The 18,215-nt window shown below is 58.6% G+C and carries 14 protein-coding genes; 3 read left to right on the top strand and 11 right to left on the bottom strand.

All coding sequences use genetic code 11. The annotated features are described in order from the left end of the window. Positions 1 to 53 precede the first annotated feature (53 nt). Positions 54 to 914, top strand: coding sequence for a DUF3097 domain-containing protein (locus ACFSYH_RS01055; protein ID WP_377464592.1), 861 nt, complete (start codon positions 54 to 56; stop codon positions 912 to 914). 181 nt (positions 915 to 1,095) lie between these two features. On the opposite strand, the gene ACFSYH_RS01050 is transcribed toward ACFSYH_RS01055, so the two are convergent. From ACFSYH_RS01050 to lepA, 4 genes are all read right to left on the bottom strand, one after another. Beyond that, positions 1,096 to 1,371 carry a hypothetical protein gene (locus ACFSYH_RS01050; protein ID WP_377464591.1) on the bottom strand — a complete coding sequence of 92 codons (276 nt, stop codon included), beginning with the start codon at positions 1,369 to 1,371 and terminating at the stop codon, positions 1,096 to 1,098. A gap of 356 nt (positions 1,372 to 1,727) precedes the next feature. After that, positions 1,728 to 3,965: an acyltransferase family protein gene (locus ACFSYH_RS01045; protein ID WP_377464590.1), complete on the bottom strand. Its 2,238-nt coding sequence runs from the start codon at positions 3,963 to 3,965 to the stop codon at positions 1,728 to 1,730. A gap of 23 nt (positions 3,966 to 3,988) precedes the next feature. Beyond that, complete coding sequence (gene hemW / locus ACFSYH_RS01040; protein ID WP_377464589.1) at positions 3,989 to 5,257, bottom strand: radical SAM family heme chaperone HemW; 1,269 nt, start codon at positions 5,255 to 5,257, stop codon at positions 3,989 to 3,991. Between the two features lie 32 nt (positions 5,258 to 5,289). Then, positions 5,290 to 7,152 (bottom strand): translation elongation factor 4, encoded by a 1,863-nt coding sequence (gene lepA, locus ACFSYH_RS01035; protein WP_377464588.1) that lies wholly within the window; start codon positions 7,150 to 7,152, stop codon positions 5,290 to 5,292. A gap of 116 nt (positions 7,153 to 7,268) precedes the next feature. Here lepA and ACFSYH_RS01030 point away from each other — a divergent pair, with 116 nt between their 5' ends. Continuing rightward, positions 7,269 to 7,919 (top strand): type II toxin-antitoxin system PemK/MazF family toxin, encoded by a 651-nt coding sequence (locus ACFSYH_RS01030; protein ID WP_377464586.1) that lies wholly within the window; start codon positions 7,269 to 7,271, stop codon positions 7,917 to 7,919. A 410-nt stretch (positions 7,920 to 8,329) separates the two neighbouring features. After that, a complete protein-coding gene (rpsT, locus tag ACFSYH_RS01025; protein ID WP_377464585.1) occupies positions 8,330 to 8,590 on the top strand; it encodes a 30S ribosomal protein S20 in 261 nt (86 codons plus the stop codon). A 300-nt stretch (positions 8,591 to 8,890) separates the two neighbouring features. Here the strand turns inward: rpsT and ACFSYH_RS01020 are convergent, their stop codons facing one another. The 7 genes from ACFSYH_RS01020 to ACFSYH_RS00990 form a co-directional block, all read right to left on the bottom strand. Then, a complete protein-coding gene (locus ACFSYH_RS01020) occupies positions 8,891 to 9,601 on the bottom strand; it encodes a hypothetical protein (protein ID WP_377464584.1) in 711 nt (236 codons plus the stop codon). Beyond that, positions 9,601 to 10,518: an ABC transporter ATP-binding protein gene (locus ACFSYH_RS01015; RefSeq protein ID WP_377464583.1), complete on the bottom strand. Its 918-nt coding sequence runs from the start codon at positions 10,516 to 10,518 to the stop codon at positions 9,601 to 9,603. The genes ACFSYH_RS01020 and ACFSYH_RS01015 overlap by 1 nt, the downstream gene beginning before the upstream one ends. Next, positions 10,511 to 10,873 carry a GntR family transcriptional regulator gene (locus ACFSYH_RS01010; RefSeq protein ID WP_377464582.1) on the bottom strand — a complete coding sequence of 121 codons (363 nt, stop codon included), beginning with the start codon at positions 10,871 to 10,873 and terminating at the stop codon, positions 10,511 to 10,513. The genes ACFSYH_RS01015 and ACFSYH_RS01010 overlap by 8 nt, the downstream gene beginning before the upstream one ends. Before the next feature lie 326 nt (positions 10,874 to 11,199). After that, positions 11,200 to 12,987, bottom strand: coding sequence for a collagen-binding domain-containing protein (locus ACFSYH_RS01005; protein ID WP_377464581.1), 1,788 nt, complete (start codon positions 12,985 to 12,987; stop codon positions 11,200 to 11,202). A gap of 338 nt (positions 12,988 to 13,325) precedes the next feature. After that, entirely contained in the window at positions 13,326 to 14,339 is a 1,014-nt protein-coding gene (gene holA, locus ACFSYH_RS01000; RefSeq protein WP_377464579.1) for a DNA polymerase III subunit delta, read from the bottom strand. Positions 14,340 to 14,351: 12 nt separating this feature from the next. Beyond that, the gene (locus ACFSYH_RS00995) at positions 14,352 to 17,000 is read right to left on the bottom strand and encodes a ComEC/Rec2 family competence protein (RefSeq protein ID WP_377464578.1); all 2,649 of its coding nucleotides are present in this window, start codon (positions 16,998 to 17,000) and stop codon (positions 14,352 to 14,354) included. 50 nt (positions 17,001 to 17,050) lie between these two features. Next, positions 17,051 to 18,160, bottom strand: a complete 1,110-nt coding sequence (locus ACFSYH_RS00990; RefSeq protein ID WP_377464577.1) for a helix-hairpin-helix domain-containing protein — start codon at positions 18,158 to 18,160, stop codon at positions 17,051 to 17,053. Positions 18,161 to 18,215: the final 55 nt, after the last annotated feature.

Genomic DNA, 18,215 nt, shown 5'->3' with positions numbered 1-18,215 from the left:
CCTGAGACGTGTCACGCGCACGCTCCTGCCCTGGCACACGTTATGGTTCCTAGGTGAGTTTTGATCGCTATTCCAACGACGTTCTGGGCAACGGTTCCCCGCGCGCCCACAAGCCCAAACCAGTTAGGGAGTTCCCGGCTGATCGCGGAGTTGTGGTTGAGGAAATCACGACAGGCTGGGTTGGCGCCGTTGTGCGGGTCGAGAAGTCCGGCGGAATGCACGTTGTGGTTCTTGAGGACCGCAATAGAAGAACCCGAACCTTCCGCCTCGGCCCAGGCTTTTGGGTAGACGGCGAGCCGGTCATCCTCACTCCCCCACGCAAGGCCGCACCCACGGCATCGGGTCCATCTCGTACGGCTTCCGGTTCCGTTTCGGCAGGACCCCACAAGGCGCGTGTGGCTCGTGGTTCACGGATCTGGGTCGAGGGGAAACACGACGCCGAACTCGTGGAGAAGGTATGGGGCGATGATCTACGCTACGAGGGAGTTGTAGTCGAACTACTCGAAGGTGTGGACAATCTCGAAGAAGTGCTCGAAGAGTTTGACCCCGAACCTGGCCGCAAGGTGGGTGTGCTCGTGGACCATCTTGTATCGGGTTCCAAGGAATCACGCATCGCCCAAGCGGTGATCAGCCGATTCGGTTCCGAGAACGTCAAGATCCTTGGACATCCCTACGTTGACGTATGGGAGGCCGTGAAACCTACCCGTGTTGGACTGGATGCTTGGCCAACGATTGACCGTAGCGTCGAGTGGAAGGTCGGCGTTCTCGCTCACCTCGACTGGCCGCACAGCACCCAAGCAGATGTGGCGCAGGGATGGCAACGAATCCTCGGTACCGTCCGCTCATACACGGACCTTGAACCCGCACTGCTTGGCCGGGTCGAGGAACTCATCGACTTCGTCACCGCACCCTAGCCGCTTACCACGCAGCACCGCCCACGGGATCGCTTGGCCGGGAGCCAGGGTACCAATGCGACCATGGACAGCGCCAACGTTCCCGCACCCTATGGTCAAAGCTGCCCACGGTCACACTTATTACCGATGATTACGCATCAAAGTGTGTGGGCTGCGCGTACTTGCGCAGCCCATACGTCAATCACTCTTGCTGATCAGGATTGTTTTGTTTCCATGCCGCTCGTGGGAGCTCGAATATAAGCAAGTACCCGGTGGGGACGAACCACGACAGCACTCCCAGCATCTCGATTTCAAGTTTGAAGTGCAGACTCAGCAGGCTCACCGCCACCACCGCAACAGCGATCCGCACGAGCATCAACTTTGAAATACGTGCTCTAGAAGTCATGTGCACCAAGCTGTCCTTGTGTGTATTCCGGGGCGGCATGTTGGGACTCGCAAAGCGAACGCGGTTCTTCATTCGATCGAATCTGCCTACAACGTGCCACAGGCTTCACACCATGCCCCCTGCTCAGGTGTATTGATCGAAGTTAACGCAGATCAGACCGATTTAGCAACATCTATGGATGTAAACACAAAGTAGAGAAATTCGATTAGGTGCTTGCAGGAAGAACCGGCGTTCCCCGAGTTCTTCCATTCGAAAACATGCTTCACACATCAAGCACCGCGCTCTATTGGCAGGAATTCGATGTTGCGGCACTGTCGGCGCCGTCACGTAAAAACAGCGAAACAGTGTCGGCAGGGCCGCAACATCGTTTGGAGGGTAGTACGCCTCATCGGAAGTCAGAAGCATCCACACACTCAGGTATGCAGCAATCAGGCGTTGGCAACCTTGAGCGCTTCCACGACCACCTTGGCGTAACGTTTGGCGCCCTTTGGGCCGGGGTGAATGCCGTCGCGGGCGAGTTCCTTCTCGTGTTTCTTGATCGCTTTGCTCCAGTCGGCGACCACGACATTGTCGTGCTCCTTCGCGACCTCCTTGAGCATCTTGTTGGTGTCCTTGATCCAACTACGTTCGGCGTGGCCCGTCACGAACACGACCTTGCGCTTGCCGGCGACCTTGAGGATGGACTCGATGTCCTTCTCGCGTGCGGTCGAGTTGGTTGCCAGCGCCACCACGACGAAATCACGCAGGTCATCCTTCTTCTTAAGCTTGCGCATGATCTTCGGAGCATCGCTCAAGAACCGGGACACTTCTGCATCGACGTACGCACCCTTGAGCGATTTAAGGAGCGGATCGGCCGAGGCCAACGTCACGGAATCACCGATGACGGTCACCTGCTTTCCCTTCGGCTTCTTGCCGACGAGTCCAGCAGATTCCCTATCCTGTTCAGTTTCCTTCGGAGTGGTTTCCGTATCCGTGTCTGGGTTAGGAACACCCGTCTCCTGTGCATCAGGTTCGGTAGCAGGGTTGTCCTCGCCATCTGGCTGGGAAGAGCCTAGATCATTGTGCCCCGCAGCACCAGATCCATCATCCACGGTGTCGCCGTCCTCTTCGAGGTCGGCGAAAAGCTCCTCATCGCTCACATCATCGTCGCCAGATTCATTGACACCGCGTTCGGCTTCCTCCTGAGCCTTACGGATGAGATCGGCGCCATCATTGATGCTTGCCTCAATAGAGTTCTCGTCCGGTACTCGGGTCAGCGCGGCGGTTGAGCCTCCGACAATGGCAGCGGCAGCCACCACAACCGTCAAAACACCAGCCACGGCGCGACTACGTGTTGCGGAGAAAGCCGCCGGATCGTCGGAAATCAGTTCCCGCGGTGCGGTCACCGCGGTGACCAGCCCGCTCAACCACCCGCCCAACTGAGCGAGCGAACCGCGCACGCCGTGGCGCAGAACCGGCTGCTCGACAAAGCGGTATGACAAGGCTGCTGCAGCGACCGTTAACGCGAATGCAACTAAGAAAGTGAGCGGAGACGAATCAGCACCCGCAGCTCGCTCGGAGGTGAGGAACGCGACGATGACCAGAACCGGCCAGTGCCACAGATACAGCGCATATGAACGCCTGCCCACCCACTTGAGTGGCGTGATCTCAAGTGGGTGGGCAGCACGCTGGTTACACACGATCACCGCGATGAGCACGACCGTCGCAACGTCGACCGCAAGCAGACCGCCACGGAACGTCAACGCATCGGAGAATTCAAGGGCAACCGAGGCATAGCCGATCACACCCAACGCGGCCAGCGCAATAACGGCGTGGATGATTCGGACAATAAGTTCAGGAATCTGCTGTGTGAGCCGTGCCGCCAACGGGATACGACGCGGCCAGCCAAACTCAGGATTCGGCACCATCACGAACGCCAGGACCGCACCAAGCATCAACCCGAACAGGTGCGTGTCGGTGCCGAAATACACGCGTGACGGGTCTTGCCCAGGCGTGAACAGTAAGAACATCAGACCCGCCGAAACCACTGCAAGCAGGGAGGTCACACCGACTATCACGGCGCGTGAGCGACGTTGCGACAACCGTTTGGTCCAGACAAACCCGGCAACCACAGCGAGCGGCCACAGCACATAGAACTGCTCCTCCACCGCGAGTGACCACAGGTTGTTGAGCAGCGCTGGTGTGAGAGCCGCCTCGTAGGTTGAGCCTGTCGCGATGTATACCCAGTTGCTTGAGAAGGTGAATGCACCAAGCAGTTGGGCGTGCAAGCCAGCCAGAATATCGCCGCCGATGACACCAGCTACAGGAACGATCACCGCCAGCATCAGGAAGAGGGCCGGAAGAATACGGCGGGCGCGGCGACGCCAGAAATCCTTGAGGGATATGACGTTACGCGCCTGCCATTCCTGCACCAGCAGCGAGGTGATCAGGAAGCCAGACAGCACAAAGAAAACGTCCACACCGATGAACCCACCGGGCAGCAGCGATGGCGAGAAGTGATACACGAGAACAAGCAACACGGCGATCGCACGCAGCGAGTCTAGGCCATAGAGCCGGGGTGCGCGATGCACCGTGGTTCTCGCGGGTTTGGACAAACCGGCAACCCCGGTCTTCCCAGCGGGAACACCGGTCGCAGGAGTTAGTACAGGTGGTTCAGTAGCAGTCACAGCAGGTTACTCAGAAAGGTTCATTAATCGGTCAGGTCACGGATAACGGTGTCTGCGAGGAGACGTCCGGTGCGTGTGAGTTTGAGCGTTCCCGCAAAAGCAGGTTTCGGCTCAACGAGTCCAGAAGCGATGTGCGCGGCAACCCGTTGCCTGGCTTCTGAGGAGAGCGCGGCAATCGAAAGGCCTTCACTCAACCGTATCTGGAGCATGATGCGTTCCAGGTGAGCCTCGGCCGGTGTCAGGCGTTCTCGTCCGGCTGCCGGCGACTCGCCGGACTCAAGGAGTGCCGCATAGCGGATGGGGTGTTTGACATTCCACCAGCGCATACCGGCATCTGGCTCAGTATCCCCTGTTCCGGGTCCACCGAGATATGAGTGCGCTCCAGGGCCGATTCCCCACCAGTCGTCGCCGCGCCAATACGCAAGGTTGTGTTCACAGGCCTTGAGTCTGCCGTCCACACGTTTGGCCCAGTTCGATACCTCGTACCATTCGAAGCCAGCAGCGGTCAGCAGGTCGTCCACAAGTTCGTACTTCTCGGCCTGGTCGTCTTCGCTGGGGAGCTCAAGTTCACCGCGCCGCACCTGGGCAGCCATCTTGGTGCCCTGCTCAACGACCAGAGCGTAGGCGGAGATATGCTCGACCCCGGTTTCAAGGGCAGTCTCAACCGAGGTGCGCCAGTCCACAAGCGACTCCCCCGGAGTACCGTAGATCAGGTCAAGGGAAACATCGAGTCCGGCGTCGCGCGCCCAACTCACGACATCGGGTATCCGTGCGGCGTCATGGGTGCGTTCGAGAGTTGCAAGCACATGTGGAACCGCCGACTGCATACCGAAACTCACGCGAGTGAACCCTGCCTGCGCGAGAGTACGCAGGTATTCGGGAGTCACGGAATCGGGGTTCGCCTCAGTTGTGACCTCCGCGCCCTCGGTCAGACCCCACGCATCCTTGATACCGCCAAGGATCTTCGCCAGATGAGTGGCTGGCAGCATCGTGGGAGTTCCCCCACCAAAGAACACCGTGTTGGCGGTACGACTGGGCAACCCGGCACGGTCCATCACGTGGCGTGCAAGGTCAATTTCTTTCAGCGAGGTGTCGGCATAGTTGACTTGGCTTGCGCCGCCACCCAACTCCGTTGCGGTGTACGTGTTGAAGTCGCAGTAACCACAACGCACCGAACAGAACGGAACGTGCACATACACGCCAAAACCGCGAGAATCCGCGCCACTGGCCACCCACGAGGGGAGCGAGCCGTCCTGTGGCACGGACTCTCCGTCAGGAAGTGCTGGTGACATGTCACCTTTCCTTGTAAAGAACTGCTGGCGGGCTACTTCTTCTTGGAGTCGCCCTGCTCACTGGTAAGAGCGGAGATGAAAGCTTCCTTTGGAACCTCAACGGTTCCGATCGTCTTCATGCGCTTCTTACCTTCCTTCTGCTTCTCAAGCAGCTTGCGCTTACGGGAGATGTCACCGCCGTAGCATTTGGCCAGGACATCCTTGCGCATTGCGCGAATCGTCTCGCGGGCGATCACCCGCGAACCGATAGCCGCCTGGATCGGGACCTCAAACTGCTGGCGCGGGATGAGTTCCTTGAGCTTGGCACACATCTTGACGCCGTAACTGTAGGCGGCATCCTTGTGCACGATGGCCGAGAAAGCGTCCACCCGCTCACCCTGAAGCAGGATGTCAACCTTCACGAGCGCAGCCGATTGGGCGCCGTTCACGTCATAGTCAAGCGACGCATACCCACGGGTGCGGGATTTGAGTGCGTCAAAGAAGTCGAACACGATCTCTGCGAGTGGCAACTGGTAGCGCATCTCCACGCGATCCTCGGACAGATAGTCCATGCCCTGAAGGTCGCCGCGGCGTTCCTGGCACAACTCCATGATCGCGCCGATGTACTCAGATGGCGCCAGAATCGTTGCCTTGGCCACCGGCTCTTGAACGTCCAGGATCTTTCCGCCAGGGAACTCAGACGGGTTTGTCACCTCAACCCACGTCTTGTCCTCGAGTTGCACGTCATAGATGACGTTCGGGGCGGTCGAGATCAGGTCGAGGTTGAACTCGCGTTCGAGGCGTTCCCGCACGATCTCAAGGTGCAGCAGACCGAGGTATCCGACGCGGAAACCGAAGCCAAGTGCCACCGACGTCTCAGGCTCATACACGAGCGCGGCGTCGTTCAGTTTCAACTTGTCGAGCGCGTCACGCAAAACCGGGTAGTCCGAACCATCAATCGGGTACAGACCCGAGAACACCATCGGCTTGGGGTCAGAGTAGCCGCCAAGAGCCTCCTCGGCTGGCTTAGCGTTGTTTGTGACCGTGTCACCAACCTTGGACTGACGCACGTCCTTCACGCCGGTGATGAGGTAACCCACCTCGCCCACACCAAGGCCCTTGGTCGGAATGCCCTCCGGCGAGGAGACACCGATCTCCAGCAACTCGTGCTGTGCCTTGGTGGACATCATCTGGATACGCTCACGCGGGTTCAACTTGCCGTCAACCACACGCACGTAGGTGACCACACCACGGTAGGTGTCGTACACGGAGTCGAAGATCATCGCGCGCGCTGGCGCATCGGCTTCACCAACCGGAGCTGGAATCAACTCAACGATCCGGTCCAGTAGGGCCTCGACACCTTCCCCTGTCTTGCCCGACACCTTGAGCACATCCTCAGGGTCCACGCCGATCAGACCGGCGAGTTCCTCTGCGTACTTTTCCGGCTGCGCGGCTGGCAGGTCGATCTTGTTCAGAACGGGGATGATCTGCAGATCGTTCTCCATTGCCAGATACAGGTTAGCAAGCGTCTGAGCTTCAATACCCTGCGCTGCGTCAACGAGAAGAATCGCGCCCTCACATGCGGCGAGCGAGCGAGACACCTCGTAGGTGAAGTCAACGTGTCCGGGGGTGTCAATCATGTTCAGCGCGAATGGCTGGCCATCAACTTCCCACGGCATACGCACAGCCTGGGATTTGATGGTGATTCCACGCTCACGCTCAATATCCATGCGGTCAAGGTACTGAGCACGCATGGCACGGGCGTCGACAACGCCAGTCAACTGGAGCATACGGTCTGCAAGGGTCGACTTACCGTGGTCAATGTGCGCGATGATGCAGAAGTTGCGCAACAGATCAGGCGAAGTCGCCGCGGGCTGAATGCGGGCCAGATTGGCCGCCGATGGGATGGGAGTCACGCCGTATATTCTCCCATGTTCGCGCCCTTTTTCTTAAGCAGAAACGTATGATACCGACCACCTATCACCCCACCTGCGGGTTTTGTCTGCCCGCTCTTCCCAGTTAGGTTTGATGCGTGGCTAAGAACAAATGGACAGATCTGCTCGGCACGCTCGGGCGCATCGCCCTCGACGTCTTCGTTGACTCAAAGAAGAGCAGCACCTCGCACAAGCCGAAGGGCACCACCTCCCCGCGCGGCACAGGCTCCCCCGCGCCGAGCAAACCCAAGGCGTCCGCATCGTCGTCAAGCAAGAAAAACGACGCCAAACCGAACTCCAGCGCGAAACCAGGTCCACGCAAACGTCTGGGAAGCACCGGCGCAACTCCCCCACTCAGTGACGCCTACCCCGGCGACTTCACCGGCACAGTCACCCCCGAATACTCTCCCGCAATGGACGGAGACGCCGATCCCGGTGAAATCGTGTGGACCTGGGTGCCCTATGAGGATGACTTCAACCAGGGCAAAGACCGCCCCACACTCATAGTTGGACGCGATGGCGACTGGCTACTTGGCCTCATGCTGACCTCGAAGGACAAGAGCAGAGCCCGGTATGGCGACTGGCTCGATATTGGCTCTGGTCCGTGGGATAGCCAGGGGCGAGATTCGGAGATTCGACTCGATCGCGTTATCCGCGTCCATCCGGACCACATGCGCCGCGAGGGTGCGGTCATGGATCGCGTCACCTTCACAGGCGTTGTGAAGGCCATGGCTGCAGTTCGCCGCTAGTTGTTCAGATAGGGCCTTCCCGCACTGCTTGACGACGATCTAGGCGGTTGGCACCGTAACATCACCTTGAGTTGGAAGTCGGTGGGCTGTTTTTGGTCCGGTGTCCCAGAGATTTTCTGGGACACCGGACCAAAAACAGCCCTTTGATGGTTGGGGGATGTGGGCGAGGCTGGCGAACCTGAGGTGATCGGCGCAGCGCGAGCTGGAATGTCGGCGAAATCACGGCACCGCGCGGTTTGCGCTCTTTCATCGCGCCTGGTGGGTTGGTAAGATTTTCCCTGTGTGTCCGTCAAGGTCGGCGGGCACCGTTCCAGAGCCTCACCACGGGTTCCCCACCCCAGTCCCGGCGCTGGAATCGCCTTCTACGACCTATCCGCTCGCCGAATGGCGAACAAAAAGAAAGTCCTAAAGTGGCAAACATCAAGTCCCAGATCAAGCGCATCCGCACCAACGAGATCGCACGTCAGCGTAACAACGCTTACAAGTCCGAACTCAAGACTCTCGTCCGCAAGGTACGCGAGGCTGTGGCGGCAGGCGACAAGGAAGCAGCTTCTGCTGCACTCGTTGTTGCCTCACGCAAGCTTGACAAGGCAGTGTCCAAGGGCGTCATCCACCGCAACCAGGCAGCGAACCGCAAGTCCGCTCTGGCAAAGGCAGTTGCCGCTCTGTGAGTTTCAATCGCTGACGCACGTTAGCGATTAGGCTTTGGGCCGAAGGCGCCCACAACAAAGGTGTCATCCCAGTGTCTCGGGATGGCACCTTTGTTCTGTCCAAAAACAAGGTCACTACCCGCCGGAGAAGCGTGATGGCGGGGCTGGGCTGGAAGGTAACCTGCTCGTCGGCAATGAGTATGTTGCCGCCACTAGGCAGCAAAGGTCTGGTGCGGATATCCGCACCAGACCTTCACCCCTCTGCTTCACGACGACCCTTGCCTCCCAGCGCGCAATCGCCTGGCAGTGACATGGCTCTGGCTAGCGAACCGAGGCGGAGCGCAGTCCAAGATACTGCCCGACAGCCGCAGCCACACCTATCGCCAGGAAGCCAGCCCCTACGCGGACAAACGTGAGCGACCTGAAGATCGCCCCAAGTTGTGGAGCAAGAATCACCAGCAAGACAGCCACCGCGAGAATGAGGGCAATCGCGAGGATCATCGGGCCTTTCGTTCCCGCCTTCACGAACAGGGCACCGAATACGCCACCGATGCTCAGCGAGAAGAATGCAACCGTGAATATCATCCATAGCAGGATCGGCACGTTACCCGACCCGAGCATGTTCACGTTGAAGACGTATGCGCTCACGAACCAGCCATCCGTAAGGCGCTCAAGGGCGAAGAGCACAAGCCCAAGCGCCGCGATGTAGGCAGCCTGCAACAGGAAAAACAGTGCTGTTCCGGCGGCATAGGCTTTTCTTGTAGTACCCAAAGCCATACCGAACGGGAATGTGGAGGCGATTGCCTGGACTCCCAGATACACAAAGAAACCAGGGAAACTCCAGAACGCACCCCCGTTGTTCTGGAAGCCCTCTTTCCACTCAGTTGAATCGGGATTCAATCCGACCCGCTGCATAACCAGCGCGACCAGGATCGAGACGATCACCACAAGTGCCATGATGATGATCGGGACCACGAAGGAAATCTCGCGCTTAATGTAATGGAGTCTTGTCACCTTCAGTGCGTCATTCATCATGCTTCCTCTTCCGGTGCGTAGACGTTGCCGATAGCGGCAACGAGGTCATGGATTGGTGCTGGACTCAGCGTGACACCGAGCGCTGTCGCACGGTCGCGCAGTTCAGGGGTCAACCGATCAAGCACGACAGTGCTTGCAAGGCTGCCAACGGTGCGGGTGCTCAGCGTGTTCAACCCCTCGCTGAGTTCCAGGACCGCCGCTGTGTGTCCGGAGAACTCGAACGCCTTGGCAGACAGGTCATCGGGGCTCGCGTCAAGGACGATCCTGCCCTTGTGGAGGACCACGACCTGATCAAACATCGCTTCCATCTCCTCAACCAGGTGGGTCGAGATGATGATGGTCCGCGGATGGGCGCTGTAGTCCTCAAGCAGGATCTCGTAGAACCGACGCCGTGCGGAGATGTCGAGACCGAGATAGGGCTCGTCAAAGATCGTGATCGGCGCCCTGGATGCCAAACCGATGATGATCGCGATGGCTGAGAGCTGTCCTCGGGAGAATTTCTTCACAGGGGTTTTGAGCGGCAGGTCAAACTGCTTGATCAGTCGTTCCTCTAGGTCGCTGCTCCAGTTGGGGTGGAAGATCCGCGCCGTGCCGATGGCGTGTTTGAGGACGTAGTCATCTGGGTAGCGCTGATTATCACGCACAAACGAGGTGTTGTTCGCGACCACGGCGGATTCAAAGGGGTGTTCGCCCTGAACCGTGATGGAGCCGGCAGATGGACGATCATGTCCCGCGATCAGCGACATCAGGGTGGTTTTACCGGCCCCATTTGATCCCAGCAAACCACAGATGGTGTTCTGCCCGATGGTCAGATTGACGCCGTCCAGTGCGCGAACCCGCCCGTAGGTTCGGGTCACGTTCTGCACTGCGATCGCCGTGGAGTCGCGGCTGGCACTAGCGCGTAGGTCAGTCATTGTTGTATTCCTTTGCGATCAGTGTGGTCACGGTGTCGAGCGAGAGTCCAAGGCTCTTGGCATGAATCACAAACGCTTTGAGTTGGTCCTGTGTGAAAGCCATCTCGCGGTCTTTGCGCACGATCTCATGCGCTCTAGGTGCAACGAACATTCCGATGCCTCGTTTCTTGTACAGAATTCCCCGGTCCACGAGCAGGTTGATTCCCTTTCCTGCGGTCGCAGGATTGATCCGCAGGAAGAGCGCGAGTTCGTTGGTGGAGGCAACCTGCGATTCCTCCGGTGAGGCGCCGCTGAGGATGTCATCGCAGATCTGATCGGCAACCTGTTGGAAGATCGGTTTCGATTCATCTAGCACGCGAACCTCCTTGGTTCATTACTCATGTAACCAACCTACGAACCTCAAGGGATCTTGTCAACCTATACCCCATCTCGATGGGCTGTTTTTGGCCCGGGTGCATATAAAAATTCAGTGCATCTGGAACATTTTCAGCCCACCGGGTAACCGGCGCCCCACACTTTGGCGAGCAGACCCACACCCTGCTCAATCGCATTCCCCAAAACACGACCCCATACGGGCATGACAAAGGCTGGACGGAATCGCATCAATTCCGCCCAGCCTTGTCATACCCAGCGCGCGTTAAGTACCGGTCTACTTAAGGGGTAGGGGTCACCTCATATGAGTCAAGCGCGCTTACGAGCCACTAGGAGCGCTCCGCCGCCCACCATGAGTAGCAACACTGCCGCCAACACCAGACCCGTAACTTCAGCTCCCGTGTCCGAGAGACGTCCACCCGAAGAACCGTTGGAGTTGCTCGTGGAGTCGGAGCCACCAGCCGATCCTGATGAGTTAGAACCGGAGTTCGTGTTGTTACCGGAAGTGCTGTCAGCGCCGCTGTCGGTGCACTTTTTGATGGTGAAGGTCCATTCGGCACGAGCACCGTCCTCAAAGACGTAGCCGTCCTCAGGCGTCGCAGTCACGATGATCTTGTCACCGCTACGCTCCTTGGTGTACTGCACGCCTTCAGTCTTTGGCAGAGTGGCATCGTACTCCGAGCCACATCGGTCATTGGCGACAGGCTTGACCAACTTAACAACCTTTTCTCCAACGTTGTCTGGGTTGTTGGGGTCAGGATTATTTGGGTTGCCTGAATCGTCACAGTCTTTGACGGTGAATTCCCACGAGGATGTCACACCAGCCGGGAACCTGTAACCCGACGCAGGGGTGGCGGTTACAGTGATCTTGTTGCCGCTACGGGATTTGCTGTACACAACGCCCGTGGTGGTTGGAAGGATTACATCAAAACTACTGCCACAACCGGTGGTCACGGTTGGTGCGACAGGGGTTACAGCAGGCAATACTGGTGGTTGAGTTGGGTTCCCGTCATCTTGGCACGAGAATGGGAGATACCCTTGGAACGGATAATTATGCAATTCCCGACCACTGCCAAGCATTGAAAGGTTGCCGTTGACATACACGCGCCCGTTAATGCTCTCGTTGGTTTCCACGTTCGAACCTGCAACCGGTGCAAATACTGTTCCAAGGAACTGGCCATCGTATCCACCCGACTCGCCGATGGTGATATCGGTCGCCTCAGTGAAGTGCCACAGGGTATGAGCAGCGAACGATCCAGATGCGGCAGTGTTCCACGGGACATCAACGCCGTTGAGCTCATAGGTGAGGGAATGATGAATAGTCACGGGAGCAGCACCTGCGACTCGGAATACAACCGAAGCACCCGCTGGGATATTGTCCAGGGATACTTGAACGTTAGAGGCTCCAAGAGAAGCGCCCGGAACATCGAACACCTGAAGCAGGCTTAGTCCGTCGCCTGAGAACTCAAGGACAGAACCGTTTTGAGTGAAAGATCCCGTGGTGGCAGCAGCCTTGAATGTTGCATCCGCCGCAGCCACCGTTGCATCAAAGTTTTCCGCGTACGTGCCTGTCACATCATAGGGAACCGAGGTACCGACATCGAACTTGCCGGGGTCGCTGATCGCGCCACCGACCATATACTGCCCGACTCGATCTGGAGATTTACCCACCTGCACAGCGGTCGTATTCGCTGAGCTCAGGTCTAGATCTCCGCCAACGATGAGCATCGGTTCATTGTCATTCGGCAAAATCTGGCTGCCAACGCCCACCCAACCAACGTTATAGAGTCCTCCGGGACTACGATCGATGGTCAGGTCTTTTTCAACAACCATAAGGCCTTCCACCTCGGCGTTGTTCAGAAGAACATCTCCAGCCGCCCACAACGTCACATTGTTGTCGGCAAACAATGGCACGTTGCCCATATTTGGCCAAGAACCAACTGGGCATTGATCTGCTGAGGGAGCCGCGGATGCCGGAGTAGCCACTACGACAGTTGTAGCGACAACCGAGGTTGCGACGACCGCGAGCGTGCTGAGCGCTGCCGCGAGTTTTCTTCCAAGGCGCTGACCAAGCGCCTTCTTCGGTGATGGTTTCAAGTCCATCGTCCTTTCGAGGAGTTGAGCCGGGATCGGACCAGGAGTTGCACCTGAACTTGCAACGCCCGACCTTCGCCAGACCTGATGGGGATTGGCGGATTACGCCTTCGCTATAGATAGAGTGCGGGCGCGCGAGAACTTTACGCAATAAGACATTCACGCAGCCTCAAGCGGTCTCACCACCGGAAATCTACGTACGTAGATCCAACTAGGCAGATCGATGAAGTGCACAAATGGGCAACAGTGCCCATCCTCAATCACTTCAGTTAGTTAGTAAGCATTACAAATTTTCACCCGAAGGAGTCCGCATAGTGGGACTCCTGAGAAACGCCCTACGTTTATCTGCCGTATGACTGGCAAATCACCAGAACCGCACGCTCGACGGCAAACACGGGGTCCCGCCCCTGGCCCTTGACCTCTGCATCGGCTTGAGCAACGGCTTGAATGGCTCTGGCGATCCCATCCGGAGTCCAGTTCGCCAGTTCCTTGCGGGCACGGTCCGCTTGCCACGGAGCCATACCCAGATCGGCAGCCGTACGGCCCGAACGCAACGCACCAGCCTTAGCGAGCGTCCGCACTTTCAAAGCAAGTGCCGCAACGATGGGCACCGGGTCAGCGCCTGTCGCCAGTGCGTGACGAAGCAGTGAGATCGCGTGGGCTGTCTGACCGGCAATCGCGGCATCTGCTACCTTGAAACCGGTGGCTTCCACCCGGCCACCATAATATTTCTCCACCATCGACTCGTCGATGGTCCCAGAAACATCGCCGATCAGTTGTTGGCAGGCAGAGGCCAGTTCGCGCACATCCGAGCCGAGTGCCTCAACGAGTGCGCGCACCGCTCCTGCAGTTGCGCGCCGCCCAGCGCGTTTGAATTCTTGAGCGGCGAACGAAACCTTGTCGCCATCCTTTTTTAGAGCTTCACAAGCAACGACCGGCGCACCAGATGCCTTGATCGCATCGAGCATTTTCTTGCCACGCACTCCCCCGCGGTGTGCGATCACAAGCCACACGTCGGGTGCGGGCGGATGCCCGACATAGGACACAACGTCGGTGATGAGAGCATCCGTTGCTGCCTCCGCATTGTCAATGACGATGAGTCGGGCCTCGCCGAAAAGGGAGGGGCTGGTATGCAGTAGGAGCGTTCCATTTTGATAACCGGCTCCGGCCAACACGGTTCGCTCAACCTGCGGGTCCGCTTCACGCGCCCCAGCTGTCACAACCTCAATCGCACGGTCGACAAGCAACCCTTCGGGTCCTTGAATCAGCACCACGGGCGCCAGCGGAGCCTGTTCCCACGTCACTGAGCGCGCAGCGGAGGAACGTGAACCTGATGAACGCGAAGCAGTTGCCATGCACTTAGGTTTTCATAGGCAGCCGCCAACAACAAACCACCGCTCCGCTTGGCTGTACACCCCAAACGTTCCACATTCAGCGGTGGTCAAAATATGGCTCCCAACCCGCGTATACAGGTCAGTTGCCGCACGGGCTGGATGCCCGTACGAGTTGTCCTCTCCCACGCCAACGATCGTCACCTTGGGGGCGAGTACGCGCGCCAAGGTATCCGACTGGGATGCGGAACCGTGATGAGCCATTTTCACGATGTCATAGCCCTGATTGGCGACGATTCCCTCCTGCCCCTTTTCCTCACCTTCGTGCGTGGGCGCGTTAGATTGCGCAACCTGTCGGTCGCGCTGGGCGCTGTCGGCTGATGTGTCCAGGGTAAGTTCACCGAGATGATGTGCGAACCGTTCTTGGCCCGGTTCCTCAAGATCGCCTAGGAACACCGCTCGCCCACCGTCCTGAAGATCAACTTCCACGACCAGGCTGGCATCATTCATGACATTGACTCCTGTACTCGCCAGCCGTTCGAGTAGAGCCACCTCCGCAGGTGTAGGCCACATGATCCGCCAGCTCTGACTACCCTCCGCACTTTCCATGATTGATCGCTCGGGCATAGCAGCGATAGGCACATCATGGCGTTGCGCAATATCGAAGACATACGCCACGCCTGCCGATTCAGCCACAACGGGGCCGGTGATAATCTGCCCAACCTCCGTCTCGTCGAGAAGCGTTCCGAGTGAGCCATAGTGGTCGGCGTGAAAGTGACTGATGAATACGACGTCTATGCGCGTGATCGCAAGATCACGCAGGCAAGCCCGCAGTAGACGGTCCTGTTCACCAACATCGAACATGTAGGTGCTGCCGTCCGCACCACGGGCGAGAAAGGCGTCACCCTGCCCAACATCGCATCCAGCAACCTGCCACTGACCCAGACCACCAGGGTTTAAAACATTGATAAGCCAATACGGACGCAACACGAAGAGCGTTGCCACCATGACCAATGCGACGTACACGACGCCAACTCGGGTAAGCCATCCGCGCTGATGGGCGATAGCACCGCCTACGCGGGGATGGTGCAGTCGGAGACTCAACGGAGTGCGCCATCCACGGGAAAGATCCTGCCGCATGGTATTGCGCGATTCTGCGCGCTCTGCGTGACGTTGGGCTCGACTCAATCGTCCAGTGTTGAATGCCCACATCCACCACACGAGTCCTGCGCTCAGCGCGGTCAACAACACCGCGCCAGTCGCGCCCTCGGGCCACGACAGTGCCGCACCCGGCAGCCCTGCAAAGAACGTAGCGCATGCAGCGATCCACCAGGTCGCACCGCTCGCAATGTGCGCACATACGAGCGCCGCCGTGGGTGCAAACGGTGCGAGAAAAGTTGCGGACAGTCCGAAGATGGTCGCCGGAGCAAGCGCTGGAGCCGCAGCCACGTTCGCCGGAACCGAATACAACGACACGTACGGCTGCAAGAACAACAAGATCGGGCCAACAGCAAGTTGCGCGGCAATCGGAACGGCGAGTGCGTGAGCAATCGGTCTTGGCACAAGCGGATCGATGCCGCGTGGTCGATGTAGGAAACGAGCAAGCGGTGAACTACCCAGAATCAGCCCTGCGGTCGCGGTGACAGAGAGCAGAAACCCATAGTCGCTCGCGTTATACGGGTCATAGAGAAGCAGGGCGAGAGCACCAAACGCCAATGCGGCAATGCCCTGCGAACGTCTCTTGAGCGCGAGTCCTGTCACCGCGACAAGTCCCATGGTCAGTGCGCGCAACACGGCACCGCTCGGATGGACAAGCGCAACAAACCCGAGGCAAACCATCGCGATGATTGCGACCCGTGCTACCCGTGGGAGAGATGATGCAGCCGCCTTTATGAGCAGAAAGATAACTGCGAAGTGCGATCCCGATACCGCCGTGATGTGTGTCAGGCCTGAGACCTTCATGGCCTGGTCAAGGCCATCCTCCATCTCCCGGGTATCCCCTATCGCAGCGCCAGGGACAAGCGCTCTCGCCTGTGGTGACAAGGGTTCAACAAGGCTGTTCAGGCTGGAACGTAGCTGATTCGTGGCTGCCGCCAGACCACTTGGCGCATGAAGTTCTCGTGCGGGTTCATTGACGCGGAGCAACGCTTGCGTACGTTCTCCCGGATTGGTGGCACTGAGTTTCCCGCTGAGTTCCACGATGCTCGCATACGTTGGCCCCTCCTTGGCCGAATGGCTCGCGAGCACTCGGATCTGTCCTGGGGTCTTCACCTCCGCACCGTTGGCGGTGAGCAGATAAACCTCGAGCGTATACGTCGATGATTCCTGCGTGAACCGTGCCGTAGAGCGTTTGGGATCAGAGGTCACCCTGCCCACGACTGTTGCGTGGAGTTCCGCGTCCATGGCTTGCCGAAGCTGACTGGTTTGGACCACATATGCTTCGTACCCCACACGTGCTGACACAAGGGCCGCTGCGAAAAAGAACAATACGGCAGTCAGATAGGCCGGATTCAGAGCACTAGGTCCAGTCGGCGAGCGTCGGTGTGCTGGCTGCGGTTCCTCACCGGGTTGACTGTCGCGCTGGCCACGCCATCCGACAATCCACATGACCCCTGACAACACACCCGCAGAGGCCGCGGCCAGGACAAGCACCGTCCATGGCAGACGCAATCCAACAAAAGCCACCAACCATGAGAACAATGCAATCGGAACCAGGCGAAAGTCACGTGACACGGCTACGGCCCATCAACAGTCACGAGGTCCTGAAGTTTACGCATCATCGCAGGTCCGATTCCGGACACTGACCGCAAGTCAGTAACCGTGGTAAAGCCGCCGTGCGTTTCCCTGAACTCAATGATTCGCTGGGCAATTGCGGGTCCCACCCCTGGAAGGGTATCGAGTTGCTCCGCAGTCGCGGTATTGATGTTGACCCTGCCTCCACCCGAAGCGGCTCCAGTACCAGTTGGGTTAACGGAGGTTGCGGTGCTGTCCTGTGAAAGCTGCCCATCGAGCGCTTGGCCGTTCGCAGTATCCATTGGCGGAGGCAGTTCACCAGGTTTCGGAACAAATAGTTGCTGCCCATCGATGAGTGGGCTCGCCAGATTGATCGCGTCCGTGTCCGCTGAGTCGGTGGGTCCACCAGCCGCTTCAATCGCGTCATATACCCGAGCATCCACAGGAAGCTCATACAGCCCAGGGCTGACTACCTGCCCTGCAACGTGAACAAACACGGTAAGTGCTGACGGTTCTCCAGCGTCCGCAGGTGTTGGGTCCTCCTCAACTTCGTTGCGGCCTCCTTCACCCGAATCCGCTTCGATGTGAAAGCCCTCCACCTCCGCAGCCACATTCTCACCGTGCGACCCGTCCGTCGCTGCCACTTCTCGCTGATCTTGCCCAAGTTCTCGGGAAACCTCAGCCCTGTTCCATGACTCGAGGCTGAGCACTATCGCCACCATGACGGTGATCAGCAGGATGAGCGATACCCCAGACCTGAGCGAGAGCTTCCAGCGTGACCTGCGCTGCGCCGCTGCCGTGCGGCCATCATGCTCAAGCGGATGCCCGTGCAACCCCGTATAGGCTTCCACGACGCGTCGCTGGACCGCTGTAGTCACGGGAACTTGTCCTGGTTCCGCGTCTGGCACCTGCCATGTCAGAGATTCCAATCCCTCACCCACAGGCCGATCATCACCGATGGCAGATCTGGGGGAACGAGGGAGGGTATCGTCGGCAATCGAACTCGCGGGAACACCGAGACCCGACAACTCACCTGAGGCGAGACTCGTTCTTGGATCTGCGGGAACCGGGGCGGTAAGGCGTTCAAGCCGGGTTTCGATGCTTTCGGACACACGGCAACACTGTCATGTGCTCCACCCCATCGGCTCCATCGCGGTGTCAAACAGT

This window comes from Populibacterium corticicola, assembly GCF_042683685.1.
Classification (GTDB): domain Bacteria; phylum Actinomycetota; class Actinomycetes; order Actinomycetales; family Cellulomonadaceae; genus Timonella; species Timonella corticicola.
The sequence above is the reverse complement of the archived record's forward strand: the minus strand, read 5'-3'. Positions and strand labels throughout refer to the sequence as shown.

Bases quoted from the DNA above. Each gene is read 5' to 3' on its own strand.
- hemW (WP_377464589.1), bottom strand. From the start codon at position 5,257: ATGTCACCAGCACTTCCTGACGGAGAGTCCGTGCCACAGGACGGCTCG.
- ACFSYH_RS01015 (WP_377464583.1), bottom strand. From the start codon at position 10,518: ATGACTGACCTACGCGCTAGTGCCAGCCGCGACTCCACGGCGATCGCA.
- holA (WP_377464579.1), bottom strand. From the start codon at position 14,339: ATGGCAACTGCTTCGCGTTCATCAGGTTCACGTTCCTCCGCTGCGCGC.
- ACFSYH_RS01020 (WP_377464584.1), bottom strand. From the start codon at position 9,601: ATGAATGACGCACTGAAGGTGACAAGACTCCATTACATTAAGCGCGAG.
- ACFSYH_RS01050 (WP_377464591.1), bottom strand. From the start codon at position 1,371: ATGAAGAACCGCGTTCGCTTTGCGAGTCCCAACATGCCGCCCCGGAAT.